Origin of the sequence: Bradyrhizobium sp. CCBAU 45384 (genome assembly GCF_028128665.1) — a bacterium.
GTDB lineage: Bacteria > Pseudomonadota > Alphaproteobacteria > Rhizobiales > Xanthobacteraceae > Bradyrhizobium > Bradyrhizobium manausense.
The window spans coordinates 271,105-285,312 of record NZ_LBIZ01000113.1; the positions used below are offsets into that span (position 1 = coordinate 271,105).

At 59.1% G+C, this 14,208-nt stretch carries 9 protein-coding genes; 4 read left to right on the forward strand and 5 right to left on the reverse strand.

Annotated features, from left to right (window positions below):
- Positions 1-77: 77 nt before the first annotated feature.
- From XH80_RS25990 to XH80_RS26000, 3 genes are read right to left on the reverse strand one after another with little or no spacing between them, the layout of a single operon-like run.
- Entirely contained in the window at positions 78-959 is an 882-nt protein-coding gene (locus XH80_RS25990; protein ID WP_271601010.1) for a DUF6492 family protein, read from the reverse strand.
- Positions 959-2,230 carry a hypothetical protein gene (locus XH80_RS25995; RefSeq protein ID WP_271601011.1) on the reverse strand — a complete coding sequence of 424 codons (1,272 nt, stop codon included), beginning with the start codon at positions 2,228-2,230 and terminating at the stop codon, positions 959-961. Before XH80_RS25995 ends, XH80_RS25990 begins: the two co-directional genes overlap by 1 nt.
- The gene (locus XH80_RS26000) at positions 2,227-3,171 is read right to left on the reverse strand and encodes a glycosyltransferase (protein WP_271601012.1); all 945 of its coding nucleotides are present in this window, start codon (positions 3,169-3,171) and stop codon (positions 2,227-2,229) included. Before XH80_RS26000 ends, XH80_RS25995 begins: the two co-directional genes overlap by 4 nt.
- 658 nt (positions 3,172-3,829) lie before the next feature.
- Between XH80_RS26000 and XH80_RS26005 the strand changes: the two genes are divergently transcribed.
- A complete protein-coding gene (locus XH80_RS26005; RefSeq protein ID WP_271601013.1) occupies positions 3,830-5,239 on the forward strand; it encodes a nucleotide sugar dehydrogenase in 1,410 nt (469 codons plus the stop codon).
- A gap of 6 nt (positions 5,240-5,245) precedes the next feature.
- Entirely contained in the window at positions 5,246-6,490 is a 1,245-nt protein-coding gene (locus tag XH80_RS26010; RefSeq protein ID WP_333968847.1) for a glycosyltransferase family 4 protein, read from the forward strand.
- 95 nt (positions 6,491-6,585) lie between these two features.
- Here the strand turns inward: XH80_RS26010 and XH80_RS26015 are convergent, their stop codons facing one another.
- Positions 6,586-7,485, reverse strand: coding sequence for a glycosyltransferase (locus XH80_RS26015; protein WP_271601014.1), 900 nt, complete (start codon positions 7,483-7,485; stop codon positions 6,586-6,588).
- Positions 7,486-7,497: 12 nt separating this feature from the next.
- Positions 7,498-9,366, reverse strand: coding sequence for an asparagine synthase (glutamine-hydrolyzing) (gene asnB, locus XH80_RS26020; protein WP_271601015.1), 1,869 nt, complete (start codon positions 9,364-9,366; stop codon positions 7,498-7,500).
- 250 nt (positions 9,367-9,616) lie between these two features.
- On the opposite strand from asnB, the gene XH80_RS26025 reads away from it, so the two are divergent.
- Both XH80_RS26025 and XH80_RS26030 read left to right on the forward strand, forming a co-directional pair.
- Complete coding sequence (locus XH80_RS26025; RefSeq protein WP_271601016.1) at positions 9,617-10,573, forward strand: right-handed parallel beta-helix repeat-containing protein; 957 nt, start codon at positions 9,617-9,619, stop codon at positions 10,571-10,573.
- A gap of 895 nt (positions 10,574-11,468) precedes the next feature.
- Entirely contained in the window at positions 11,469-13,973 is a 2,505-nt protein-coding gene (locus tag XH80_RS26030) for an Ig-like domain-containing protein (RefSeq protein WP_271601017.1), read from the forward strand.
- Positions 13,974-14,208 lie beyond the last annotated feature (235 nt).

Genomic DNA, 14,208 nt, shown 5'->3' on the forward strand with positions numbered 1-14,208 from the left:
GAAAGGAGTGAATCTCCGCCTCGCGTGAAGCGGGTCCCGCACGTCATCAAGGTATTCATAGTTGGGACCGGCAAGCATCACGAAGACCTCAGCCGGCTGGGCTCCGCGACCCTGTAGCCTGCGAAAGCGGCGCGCCGTACTGCCAGAGGGGTGTGGGATTTCGCTGAGATCATCGCTGCGACATCGGTGGGCCGGGCGTCCCGGAGAAAATCGCTCGCGCCGTCCCGGTTCAGCGGGACCGCGCCCCAATATGCGAGGCATAGCGGATCGTCCGCGGCGAACGAGTTGGCAGGCGCGCCGATCGCTTCGTCGACAAAGACGCCGTAGAGAGTCCATTCGGAGAAATGGAGTTGTCGGGCGATCGCGGTTGTCCAGGGCTGCCCGGTCGTAGCCGTCACGCGATCGAGCATTCTCCGCACAAGCGCGGGATCCCAAGGCAGAAGCGAGCTGACATAGTCGGCGTAGGGCGGTTCCGCCGGTCGCAGTCCCAGGAGCGAGCGAGCGACCCGGTGCCAGATCACGTGGCGAGGCAGCCGTTCGTCAATTTCGTTCGGCTTTCTGTAGAAACGCACCACGCCATTGCGGACGAACGTTTTCGCCGTGAACGGCCGAATGAACTCGATATCGGAGTCAACGAGGATGACGACGTCCGCCTCGCTCGCGGCGACTGCCGCCAGCTTGATTACCTGTTGCAGGATCCAGCCACGCACCGGCGGAATCGGACGGCGAAGGTTGATCCTGTACCGTCCGACGGTCACGAATGAGCGCGGCAGGAAGTCGTTTTCGCAGCGGATTTGCGTGCGCGGACCGGCAAGTTGCTCGAACAGCTTGAGATCCGAGGGAGGCACGATGATGTGATGGTGAACGGAGTCAGCTGAATAGGCCAGTACCGATCGATTGAGGTCAGCGCACAGCTCGAAATCGGGCGCGAAGCTGGGCGTGATCACGGCCATTTTCATCACGGCCTCTCTTCCATTCTGTCGCCATCTATTCTGTAAATGTGGATTGCGTTGCCGTCTTCGAAACTGTCCGAGAACCGGCCATGTGCGATGGGAATTGTTCTGTTCTCGCCGATCACCGTAGCGGTGCCGCTGCCGAAACTCGTCAACGATATCGTGGGCGTGCTGGCGCTGTTTTGCTTGCTGCCCGCAAAGATGAAGTACGTGTCCTGATGGAATTTCGTCATGGTGCGGATGGATGCATCTGCGGTGGCGAAGCCGTCAGCGAATGGTGCGTTAAGCACCGGCGCAAGCTGCGTAATCAGCTGGTTCGTGCTCCGGACGATGGTGCGAACGGCGGCATAGGGCGGATCGCGCAGGGCATGTTGCGATGGGTGGGGGCCGCTGAAGCTATGGTTGAAGTAGATGATACCCCGCGCGCCGGCTATGATGCTGTGCCACACTGCAGCTCTGACTTGGGCGGGCGCAATTGCTCGGCCGCCCTGCTTCGCCGTCTCAGTGTACGGCCAGCCCACCTCGATGAAATTCCAGATCGGTCGACGCAGGCCGCCCATCTCATTGAGCGCGCGCATGCGGTCGACCGTATAGCCGTAGTTTGCAGCTCGCCTGACCTGCGTCGCGGTCAGCGACGCAGCGTTGTTCAACCATGGGACAGATTGAGAAGTCGCGAGATGTGGATCGGTGAACCAATAGACGTCGCTAGAAGCGACGTGCTGGAAATTCACAAACCGTGCAGCTTCCGGGTCGGTCTCCCAGAACATGACCCCTTTGCCATAGTTGTTGTAACGCATGCGTCCGTCATTCGGAGTTTGCGCAGCGATGCTGGATAGTGCGCTGTAGCCGCGCTCTGCGCCCTCTCGCATATCGATTTCGTCGGAGAGCTCCCAGCCAACGACAGCAGGACTGTTGATGGCGATTGGGTTCTTGCCCCAGTCCGACTGTTGGAGAATGGCGTGCATGCCGTTTCTCTCAACAAGGGCCAGATTGCTATCGGTACTCAGAACCACGTACAGATTGATGCTTGCGTCTTTGTCCTGATCGATGTCGTTTTGAGAAACGGCGCGTTGAAACCAGACGCCAATAGGGAAATAGGCTGGAACGGAAGGAAGCGAATTTGAGAACTGGCTGTAGTAGTCTGTACCGCCGTCCACCTGGCGAAGGTGGACGGATCCGAAGCATGCGTCCGGGGACAGTAAGAGAGTGGCCACCGGCAGGGCGGTCAGGACGACAGTCAGTGGCCTAATAGCAGATAGGCGTGGCAGGCCAATCACGAGGGATGCCTTGTCTCGGTTGCGGATGCCGAGGTAAGCGCTGCGCGCAGTGCGGCTCGGTGGCCCGGCGGTCCACGGAAGGCGCGCAGTCCTTCGCCCACGATAATGCCCAACCTGAGCAGGGCCGTTGACAGCGGTCCATGATGACGCCGGTGGTAACGGATCCGGTTGACAGCCAGCAAAGCAGACAGACGGGGATTCTCGCCGTACTCTCCTTCGATGTGGACAGCTTGTGCCTGTGGAGCATAGGCGACCGAGAACCCGCATTCGCGTACCCTTCGCAGGTAGTCGACTTCCTCCATGTAGAGAAAGAACGACTCGTCCCAATCGCCGACGACACGGCGTGTCCGTGCGGCGACAGCGACGATTGCGCCCGTTGCCCATTCGATCGGGCCGTCCCGATCGTACATCGCCGGATCACCAATCATCTCACCCTTGCCAATACGGCCAGCCAGCCTTCCGCCCAGAACGGCATCGGCCCATGCTCTCATGACGGATGGCTCCCGTCGAAGCGACCAGCGCGTGCTTCCGTCCTCGGCAAGAATCCTCGGTACAGCGACACCGATGGACGGATCCCTCAGCCGATCCACCAAAACGCGAGCTGCGCCGGGAAGCAGACGGACGTCGGGATTGAGGATCAACAGATCGGCGTCGGGCGCGGCAACGGCCGCTCCCGCATTGATGGCCGCGGCATAGCCAGCGTTCCGGCCCATTCTCAGGACCTTTGCTCGGATTGGGTGAGCGAGCGCCAGATCGACACTGCTATCCGTCGAATCGTTATCCACCACGATGGTTTGGAATTGCCCGATTCCCTCCAGTCCGGCCGGCAACGAATTCAGCAGTCCAGGTAAGACGGCCGCACTGTTGTAGGTGACGATGACGATCGACAAGCCGGACGCCGCGCGCGGCTCCGTCGCTGGGGAGGCGTCCCGAACCTGCATTAAAAAGTTCCTCGCGCGTGATCGTTCCATGGCTGATCTGAACCTGTAGGGTTGAAAAATTCAATTTATTCGATCCGCTGGTTCTCTTGAGCAAAAAGCATGTACCTCTACTACAATTAAATCAATAATTAAACTGTGATTTTATCAGCATACTGTAATAAATATGGCAAGCTACGTTGTCCGCCTTGGTTCCGAAGCCGGACTATGCCTCCTGAGAGGGGCAGGTCATCCTGTGAGAGGGGCAGGTCATCCTGTGAGAGGGGCAGGTCATCCTGACCATGCCCCGGCAAGGCGGTCACTATGCGCGAAAGCAAGCGCCACCCCCACTCGCTCGCGTAGCGCCGTCGATCTTATTTCTGGCATCGATCGGAATCGCCTTGACGCTCGGAGTGCGGGTCAGCGCGTAAAGCGACCAGAAAAAGGGCAGGGATGAGGGTTTGGTGCTCGTGTCCGATGACCGATTTTGCCACCTCATCGCCCCGCCGGTATTCCCCCTGGAAGGTCAGCTTGGCTGGGCGATCGAGCAATCACAGAACAAATATTAAATTAAAAATTAATACGAGATTGATTATTGCGAGCTGTTAAATTATAAAAGGGCTGAAAACCGAATAATGTTGTTAATTTTGCGCAATCCCGAGACAGCTCGAGAGATTGGAATATGGACAGTCTTGTTTACAGTCGGTTCAATTCGCCGCGCGGCAGTTCAAAGACCGCGAAATGCGAGAAAACGCTCGTACGAAAATCGACCAAGTTCAAGATTGGCGTTTTCGGCATTGGTTATGTGGGTACGGTGTCTGCAGCCTGCCTTGCACGGGATGGACATCAGGTGGTGGCGGTTGACGTCAACGAGCAAAAGATTGACGTTATCAACCAGGGACTGTCCCCGATTGTTGAGCCGAAGCTCAACGAAAGCGTCCTTGCCGCTGTCCGCTCCGGCAGATTGAAGGCAACGAGTGACGCCTCCGCCGCGATCTCTTCAACCGACATCTCATTTGTCTGCGTTGGAACACCTTCGCAGGAGAATGGATCTCTGGAAACATCGTTCGTGAGCCGGGTAGCGGAAGAGATCGGAAAAAATATCGGCAAGAGCACGAACTTTCATTCTGTTGTGATGCGCTCGACGATGCTGCCGGGCACGATGGAAGAGAAGATCATACCTTTGCTGGAGCGCGCGTCAGGAAAACGAGCGGGTCGGGATTTTGGGGTCGCCTATTTTCCCGAATTCCTGAGGGAAGGAACGGCGATCGCGGACTATGACAATCCGGGGGCCATCGTGTTCGGTGTCGATGGCGACGCGCGCACGCTCAAACGACTGATGGATATCCACGCGAAATCTTCGATCGCGCCCCAAGTCATGTCAATTCGCGCCGCCGAGGCCGTCAAGTATGCCAACAACGCTTGGCACGCGACCAAGATCAGCTTCGCCAACGAATTGGGTTTGCTTTGCAAGGCGATGGGCGTCGATAGCCATGAAGTGATGAACGCTGTGACCAGCGATACGAAGCTGAACATCTCTCCGGCGTACCTCAAGCCCGGCTTCGCGTTTGGTGGTTCGTGCTTGCCAAAGGATGTCAGTGCTCTCCGCTATGCCGGCAGGATGGTGGACGTTGACACACCCTTGCTGGACGCCGTCCTGCAGGCGAACGAGAACCAGATTCGAAGTGCGTTTCGGCTTGTTTCAGCGACCGAAAAGCGCCGGATTGGTCTCGTGGGCCTGAGCTTCAAACCGGATACCGACGACCTTCGCTACAGCCCCATGCTGGAGATCGCTCAGCGATTGATCGGCCGCGGCTATGAAGTTGCGATCTATGATCCGAACATTCGCTTGTCGCGGCTCGCGGGGGCCAACAAGGAACACTTGACGAAGCGCCTGCCGCACATCGCCTGTCTGCTACGAGAGACAATGAGTGATTTGATTGAGTTTGCGGAGGTTCTTGTCATCGGCAACCGCCAAGAGCTTCAGAACGGTTTATGGCCTTTGATCGACCCGCATAAGATCGTCATTGATCTTGTTCGTGTCAGGCCAGACCAGCAGTCTGGGATCAATTATCATGGCCTTTGCTGGTAGTTGTTCTTGGTCGCGGCGGTCCTGACGATGGCAACGGCTATGGACGTGACGAATAGGCCGCAGCGGCGGATCCTGATAATCGTCGAAAATCTACCGGTTCCATTCGACCGCCGGGTCTGGGCGGAGGCGCAATCGTTGCGCGCTGCCGGCTACGAGGTGTCGGTGATATGTCCCCGGGGTAAGTTCGCCGAGAAGAGCTTCGAGTCGATCGACGGAATCGAAATTCACCGCCATCCATTACCGATCGAAGCCAAGGGCAAGCTCGCCTATCTCGCCGAATACGGCAGCGCGCTGTTTTGGGAATTCGCCTACTCGCTCAAGGTGTTTTGGGGGCGCGGCTTCGATGTGATTCACGCCTGCAATCCTCCGGATCTCATCTTTTTGATCGGAGCCTTCTACAAGTACCTCTTCGGCAAGAAGTTTGTGTTTGACCACCATGATCTGAATCCGGAACTGTTCGAAGCGAAATTCGGACGTCGCGGGTTGATTTGGAGGACTCTCGTTCTTCTCGAGCGAATGACTTTCAAGGTGGCCGACATCTCCATCGCCACCAACCGGTCTTATGCCCGCATCGCCGTCCAGCGCGGTGGGATGAACCCGGATCGGGTCTTTGTCGTCCGCTCTGGACCGAACCTCGCGCGGGTGCAGGAGTTTGCTCCCGACAATACTTGGCGAAACGGTCGGTCGCATCTGGTCGGCTATGTTGGTGTCATCGGTGAACAGGAGGGTGTCGATCTCCTGCTGGAAGCGGTCCGGCACATCACATTCGCACGGCAACGGAAGGACGTTCAGTTTGTGATCGTAGGGGCAGGGCCGAGCCTGGAAGCTCTGAAGCAAGCTTGTGCGCAGATGCACCTATCGGAATTCGTGACATTCACCGGCAGAGTGGATGATGCGACCCTGTTCGCAGCGTTGTCGACGGCGGACGTCTGTGTCAATCCGGATCGTCCGAATGCAATGAACGATATGTCGACGATGAACAAGATCATGGAATATATGGCGCTGGGCAAACCGATCGTGCAGTTCGACCTGTCCGAGGGACGGGTATCGGCGGAATCGGCCTCGCTCTATGCTTGCAACACCGACATCGCCGATTTCGGTGACAAGATTCTTGAACTCATCGACGACCCAAACCGTGGTCGAGAGATGGGCATGTACGGACGCAAACGCGTCCACGACGAGCTGTCGTGGAGCCATGAGGTGCCGAAACTGATCGCGGCCTACGAGACCCTGTTCAAGGGAGCGAGGTAAGCGCGACGATCCGGCCATTATGTATTGGATTTGACTGCCGCAGACCCTGCATGGTGTCGGATGCGAGACATCCAATCGAACCCGTCCGTATGCCCCTAAACGCGGTTCCATTCTCCCGAAAATCTCTTGGCATCGCCTTGCAGAAGGACGCCGATCATGCGCGCGCCGCGATAGAGCCTGATTGCGGTGAGACAGAGAAGTGCGAGGATGCGCTCGCGCGGCCCGGAGACGCGGGGCGAGAGCAGAATCGTCCGCAATTCGAACAACGGAGATCCTGCGACGCCGACGGCCCGCGTCAGCCAGCGTAGCGTCCCGCGCGGTCGGAGACGGATGCGTTGATAGTCATGGGCAATATGCCGGTCCCATTTCCGCGTCAGCTCCGCAAATGTTTTCCGCGCGGGATGAAACACTATCATCTCTGGAACATACCTTATGGTGTAGCCCGCCGCACGGGCGCGCAGCCCCCAATCGCGGTCCTCGGCAACGTCAATTCCGGCAAACGGGCCGATCTCGGCGACAACTGAGGGTAGCGTGGCAAGATTCCCGGTTCCCGAAAAACCCTCGGCAATATGTTCGCTGTTGCGATAAGAATAGATACTTTCATATGGTTCGAGAAATGTAGGCCGTCCCGGGCGCTCATACCCCACCCTCACATCACCACCAATGATCCGTGTCTCTCCGTTGGCGAGGGCGGTCTGGATCGCCGCCAGCCATCCAGGATCAGCGCGGCAATCGGCATCGATAAATGCGAGTATGTCGCCGCGCGCTTCGCGGATTCCACGGTTGCGCGCCGGTCCGGGACCGGGGGTCGGCTCCGAGATGAGCCGGACGCGGGGCCAGCCAGAGCAGACCGCCTTGGGCGGCCGCGCCGATCCGTTGTCGACGACGATGATCTCGACCTCGCTTGAGACGCCGCGCTGGCTGTGCAGTGCTCGCAGCCCGACCTCGAGATAGTGCTCTTGATTGAGATGCGGAATGATAACCGAGATCAGCATACCGGTCTCCGATTAGAAGAACTCGCGCAGAAATGTCTCGAGCGCGAACAGAGACCAGAGTGTCTTCTCGTGGTTCTGCTGGTCCTTCGCATGCTCGTCCAGATATCGCCTGAGCGTCGCACGATCGATATAGCGGCTCGTGATGCTGTCCGAGGCGAGCAGAAGCTCACTTGCCGGATTGCGCAAGGGGCCGCGGAACCATTCCGCTACCGGCATGCGAAAGCCATTCTTTCGGCGGGTCAGAACTGATTGCGGCAGCCGCGGACGCAGAGCTTCGCGCACGATCCGCTTGGTGATGCCGCCCTTGATGCGGTAGTTGTCCGGAAGGGTGCTGGCGAACTCCGCCAGCCGGACGTCCATGAATGGTGCGCGGCCTTCGATCGAGGTCGCCATCGTCATTACGTCCATGCGCTCGAGCAGATTATCAGGCAGCCAGGAGGTCTGATCGAAATGGAGCACGCGGCGCAGAGGCGTGCTTCCGGCAGCGGGACGGAACGGACGTGCGTCGAGCTGGCGGCAAACGGAGGGGCCTATCCAGACCTTCCCGCGCTCGGCCGGGGTAATCGCGCCGAACCACACGATCATTCGCTCGTCAAATCGGCGTGTGCTCATCGCCCTCGACGCAATTCGCAGCCTCCGGGATGCGACGGAAGCGGAGGACGTCGCGATCAGCAGCGCATGTCCTGCGAGCGACAAGAAGCCCGGTCCGGCAAGACGACCAAGATGTCGCTCAACGACATGCTTCGGATAGCCGGCGAACATCTCGTCGGAGCCCTCGCCTGACAGGATGACCTTCACATGCTTCGCCGCCTCCGCCGACAGCATATAGATCGGCAGATCGGCGGGCTCCGCGATCGGGGCGCCGCGATGACGGGTCAGCATCGGCAGCAGCTCGATCAGGTCGTTCGCCGCGAGTTCCAGGGAGGTATGTGCGGTGCCGATCTCGCGGGCAGTTTCGGCGGCGGCGGGCAATTCCGAACCCGGATCATTCTGAAACCCAATGGAGAACGTTCGTACCTTTGCGGCCCCGAGATGGGCCATGGTCGCGACGATCGCTGCTGAATCGAGCCCACTGGACAGAAAAGCTCCAAGCGGCACGTCGGCTCGCATGCGCATCTTCACGGCCTCGTCGAAGACGTCAAGGAAGGCTGCAACAGGGTCCGTAGGCGGTGTCCGATGCTGTGCCGTCTCCTCGGGCGCGGTCCAATAGCGCTGTGTCCGGATCACTCCGCCGTGCCACATCAGGTAGCTGCCTGGCTGCAGCTTGTGAATGCCGCGAAAGAACGTGAAGGGACCGGGGGCGTAACGCCAGCAGAGGTATTGGTACAGAGTGTCGACGTCCAGTTCGGAGTGGACGGCTGGGTGAGCAAGCAGCGCCGATATCTCGGAACCGAACACGAGCACCGGCTCCGATGCCGTCTGCCGCTCGGCGACGAACAGCGGCTTCTTGCCGAACTGATCCCGCGCCAGCACCACGGTGCGGGTGGCGTCGTCATGCAGCGCAAAGGCAAACATGCCCCTGAAGCGGGGCAGGCATTCGGCGCCCCAGGCGCGCCAGGCTTCGAGGATAACCTCGGTATCCGAGTTGGTCCTAAATTGCGCGCCACGCGCTAGCAGCTCGTTGCGAATCTCGATATAGTTGTATATTTCGCCGTTGAAAACAATGGTGAAGCGGCCGTCGTGGCTGCTCATGGGTTGGCTGCCGCCCGCGAGATCGATAATCGAGAGGCGTCGGTGGCCCAGCGCCGCCACCACTCCTCCGGAGAGAGGCAGCATCACCTGTCCTTCGCCGTCCGGTCCGCGATGCCGAACGGCGTTGGTCATTTTGCGCAGGAGCCCGGGATCCACCGGCGGTCCTATCCATCCCGCAATGCCGCACAACTGCGATTGCTCCCGTGGTTATGCAGTGAAGTAACACAGGCTGAACAATATATAAATAAATGCTAAGTTATTTAATATGTATTTTTTTCGAGATATTAATTGACGGACTGGGAAGGGCGCAAGAGCCGAACAATTCTGAGGGTGTCGGTGCATGACCGTTGCAGTTCCATCCAGAAGGTGTTCGTCCTGCCTCCGGCATGCCAGGACTTTGACAGGATGCGGGCTTCTTCAAGCTAGCCGAAGGCATGTCTTGATTGAGTTGTTCCTGCCTCCTCTGGCGATGGTCGCGCTTTCGCCGGTGCTTTGTCGCGTTGAGGAATGTCGGGCGGATGACGCGGCTGCCCCACCAACCGGTTCCTCGCTTCCGCGCAGGCCCTGGCCGGCACAGGCGCCCGTGCTGATACCCGTCGGCTTTCCCAACTCCGACACGACCGGGCCGGCCGCGGGAACCTCGTTTCGAGATTTCACAGGGGATTATGAGGTTCGGCAGGACGGCGCTGTGGTCGATAGCCTCCGCGTGGTCGGCTCCATCTCCGTTCATGCCGACAACGTGACCATTCAAAACTGCGAGGTCAATGCCTCGGGTCAGATATCGGGGATCTCGCAAGTCTCGGGCTCGGGATTAACCGTCCAAAACTGCAGAGTCTATGGGCTCGCTTCCAAGAGCGATCGCAAGGCCACGCACGTTCTCGAGGGCATCGGCAACGCAGCCGAGGTGTCCTTTTGTGAAATCTTCGGCGTCGAGAACGCCGTGACAGGGGGTAGCAGCTACATTCACGACAATTACATGCATGATTTTGCGCGCTGGATTGCGGCCGACGACCACACCGACGGATTGCAGACTTACGGATGGTCGGATGCAGGCGGCCTTCGCGTCATTCACAATACGATCATCGCCATCCTGACAGCCGGCGATTACACGCCGACCAAATACGGTGCGGGCAGCTCTGCCATTGCGCTGTCCGAAGGAATGCATGACCTCACGATCGATGGCAACTTCTTTGCTGGAGGGTCTTATACCTTGTACGGCCCCTCACAGAGGCCGTCCGCTCCCGCCAACGTGCACGTCACCAATAATCGCTTTTCGAGGCATTATTTTCCACACTGCGGCGAATTTGGAACGCACACCGGATTCAACCGGAATGCTCCGGGCTTCCTGTGGTCCGGAAACGTGTGGCATGAAACGGAGCGGACTTTAGCGCCGTGATGGTGAGCCTCATTGTGGTCGGGCTCATCGTGGGCGGCCTTCTCTTGTTGCGAGGGGGGGGCCCGTTCTGCTCCGGAGTTTGTTCGGCCAGGTCTGGCGTCTCGCGGCGATGGGCGTTGAGCCGAGTGTCTCGACATGACATTTCGCTTTTGGATGACCCTGTATCGGAGGCAACGACCATGCGGATGCCGCGGTCTGCTCCTTCCATGGAAACCAGTTCGCTAGGTGGTCGAGTCGTGACGACTTTCCGCATGGACTGGATATGACGGCTCGGGCCGCGGAAGCGGCCAGCAGCGTCTCGATAGTGAGAAGAGAGTCTCCTCGCGCGCTCAAGCCGCGCGAAGCCGGCGTGTCCGATTCTTGCAACAACTCGAGTCCCGCGGTTGAAGGGGCGGCGAACGCCTCTCATTGGTTTGCGTTCTTGAGGCGAGCAAGGACTTCGGCGACATGGGGCTCGCGCTGACAACGGCAGAGAGAGGACTAGCGAGAAGGAAACACCAGCGTCGAAGCATCGGAGTGGCGATCATTGGCGATTCGAGACTTGTGTCCGTCTGCCCGATCAAGCTTTTAATGGTGATTTACGATTTTTAAAACTGACGGACGCGTCACGTACAACAAATAGATTTACGTTGATGATTGTCGAGCATGCAACAGCTGGTCGCCCGACTCTGCTGCATGCGGATAGTTGATGTTGATTATATCTGATTTAATTCGCTGCTGGCGCGTGTCTGCGCTGATCTTTCAAGAAGTCAAAGAATCGTCTAAAAAAAGACCAGAGCGGGCGTCATCGGAAGACTGCTTGGGGACACGGCGTGGACTGTGGGTAAGCGCTGGGTGCAACGTGTATTGAGGACGCACCGGGGCTTGGTCACACGCGCGACAACAGGAGCCAGACTTGACAACAACTATCAAGACCTTCTCGACTGACACCGGCATCGTTGGGGACAGCATCACGAGCGACAGCACGCTCACGCTCGCGGGCGCGGCAACGGCGAACACCACAGTGCAAGTGTTCGACGGCGCGACGCTGCTTGGCACTACGATGGCTAACTCCAGTGGGGCCTGGAGCTACACAACCGCCGCGCTGTCGGATGGCACGCACAGCTTCACGGCGGCGACTACAAGCACTACGACCAGCCCGTCTTCAGGATTTCCAAGCGCATCGACGTCAGGTGTGCCTGCTGGCACAACGTTGACCGCTGTCAATAGTGATTTCACGTCGAGCTACGCTGGACAGGTCATTGATGGGCTCAACGTCCACGGACAGATCATCGTCAACAATCCGAACGTGATCATCAAGAACTGCCAGGCTGCCTCTGTCGTGTTCAATGTGGGGGGTGGCACGATCCAGGACAGCACCATCACGGGGGGGGATGGCAACAGCGGCATCACTCTGCTGTTTGCCGACAATACCACGGTGCAACGTTGCGATATCAGCAATGTCGAGAACGGTATCTGGCTGGAATCCAGCGGTTGTAAAATCCTGGATAACTATCTGCACAACTTTATTCCCTACAACTCAAGTACCGACCCCCACATCGACGGAATTCAAATCCCGACCAGCGCGACCAGCGTTTCGAACAACCTTATCTCGCACAACAATATCGACCTGGCGAACGACGTCAGTTCGGATATTACGATGGCCGATGCTACCAACATCGATATCACCAACAACCGGCTGGCCGGCGGCACGTACAATATCTATTTCGAGGGTAAGACGACGGGCTGCGACGTCACGGGCAACGTATTCGCTTCGCAACTCTATGGCAATATTGCCGGGACGGCAGCGGATTCGCAGACCGTCACAGGCAACACCTATGGCGACACGACCACCAGTGCCGGTACAACGTCAGCCGTAACGACCACTGACACCAGTTCAGCCTTGTCCGTAACGGTCGACACCAAGGCGCCCACCGCACCGACGATCGCTAGCGATACGGTGAACAGCGGCGGTCAGGTGATTGTGTCGGGGATTGACGAAGCGAACAGCACGATCAAGGTGTATGACGGCACGACGCAGGTTGGTACTACGATGACCAACTCAACCGGCGCGTGGAGCCTCACGACTTCGGCTCTGTCTGTCGGATCGCACGTGCTGACGGCGAAGGCCGCGGACGTTGCGGGTAACATTAGTGCCGCGTCAACCGCCGTGGATCTGGTCGTCGGTTCTACGTCGGGCGCGTCCGGTTCGGGCACGTCCGGTGCGAGCACCTCGGGTACAGGTACGGCCGGTTCAGGGAGCTCTGGTTCGGGTACGTCGGGAACGCCGACTAATGCGCCTGCCGCACCGAAGATCGCCTCGTTCTCCACTGATACGGGCACCGCCGGTGACCACATCACCAGTGATAAGACGATCACCTTGACCGGAAGCGCGGTTGCGAACAGCACCGTCAAGGTCCATGACGGAGCGACCCAACTCGGCACCGTCACCGCAGATGCCACCGGGGCGTGGCACTACACGACAGTCGCGTTGCCCGACGGCAAGCATAGCTTTAGCGCCACCGACGCTGTTTCCGGCGTCACCAGCGCAATGTCGGCTGCATTGGCCGTCACTATTGATGCCTCTGCGCCCGACGCTCCGGTGCTGCTCAGTGATGCGATCAGCCATCATCGCGCGACGGTGACTGGAACGGCCGAGGCGGGAAGCACCGTCAAGGTCTACGAGGGGACGACCCTACTCGGCTCGGCGATGACAGGTGCCGATGGACACTTCAGTGTGACGACCTCTGGCCTCAAGACCGGCTCTCACACGTTCGTCGCCTCGGCCACCGATGCTGCCGGCAATACCAGCGCCCTATCGCAGCCGATCGATCCGCCGGTTGGCTCGCACGGTGGCAACGGCACATCGACGGTGGACGTCACCAACGTACGTCCGCACTGGGATCACACCGCGACGATCAAGGGTACAGCAGACCCGAACAGCCAGATCAAGCTGTTTGACGGCACGGCGTCGGCGGGTTCAGTCACGGCCGGAGCCGATGGCAAGTGGAGCTTCCATACCTCCGACCTGTCGGGCAAGACTCACACCTTCACAGCGGAGCAGGTGGACACGAGCGGCCATACGGTCGGGACGAGCTCGGGCGAGGCGATCATCGGCACGGGTCGCAGCAACACGCTGACCAGCACTACCGGCAACGACATCATGGTCGGCAAGGGAGGGGCGGATACTTTCGTATTTGCCTCGAACTTCGGACGCGACGTCATCAAGGACTTCGCCACCAGTGGCCCTACGCAAGACACCGTCCAGTTCAGCAAGGGCGTGTTCGACAGCTTTGCGAGTGTTCTCTCCCATGCGGCCCAATCCGGTCACGATGTCATGATCACGGCGGGAAGCGACACTCTCACGCTGAAGAACACGCAGCTCGACAAGCTGAACAGCCACGACTTCCATTTCGCGTAGTCAAGGGCTTCAGCGGAGTAGCCACCAATCTGCGGCGGAGATCATGGAAGGCGGGGGCCAGTCCCCCGCCTTCCTATTTTGGTTGCCTCGATTCGATTTACGCGTTGGGAGCTTGGCGGCGTATCGCGAATACAACGCGGGGCCAACATCGGTGCGCGCCACCGGACAAGTGGCTGGTCAACGCTTCGTGCGAGGGTCAAATTCGGACCGGTCGCGACAGGTAACCAGGTGCGTC

Coding starts and splice junctions, on each gene's coding strand:
- XH80_RS25990 (WP_271601010.1), bottom strand. CDS start 959: ATGAAAATGGCCGTGATCACGCCCAGCTTCGCGCCCGATTTCGAGCTG.
- XH80_RS26000 (WP_271601012.1), bottom strand. CDS start 3,171: ATGCAGGTTCGGGACGCCTCCCCAGCGACGGAGCCGCGCGCGGCGTCC.
- XH80_RS26005 (WP_271601013.1), top strand. CDS start 3,830: ATGGACAGTCTTGTTTACAGTCGGTTCAATTCGCCGCGCGGCAGTTCA.
- XH80_RS26015 (WP_271601014.1), bottom strand. CDS start 7,485: ATGCTGATCTCGGTTATCATTCCGCATCTCAATCAAGAGCACTATCTC.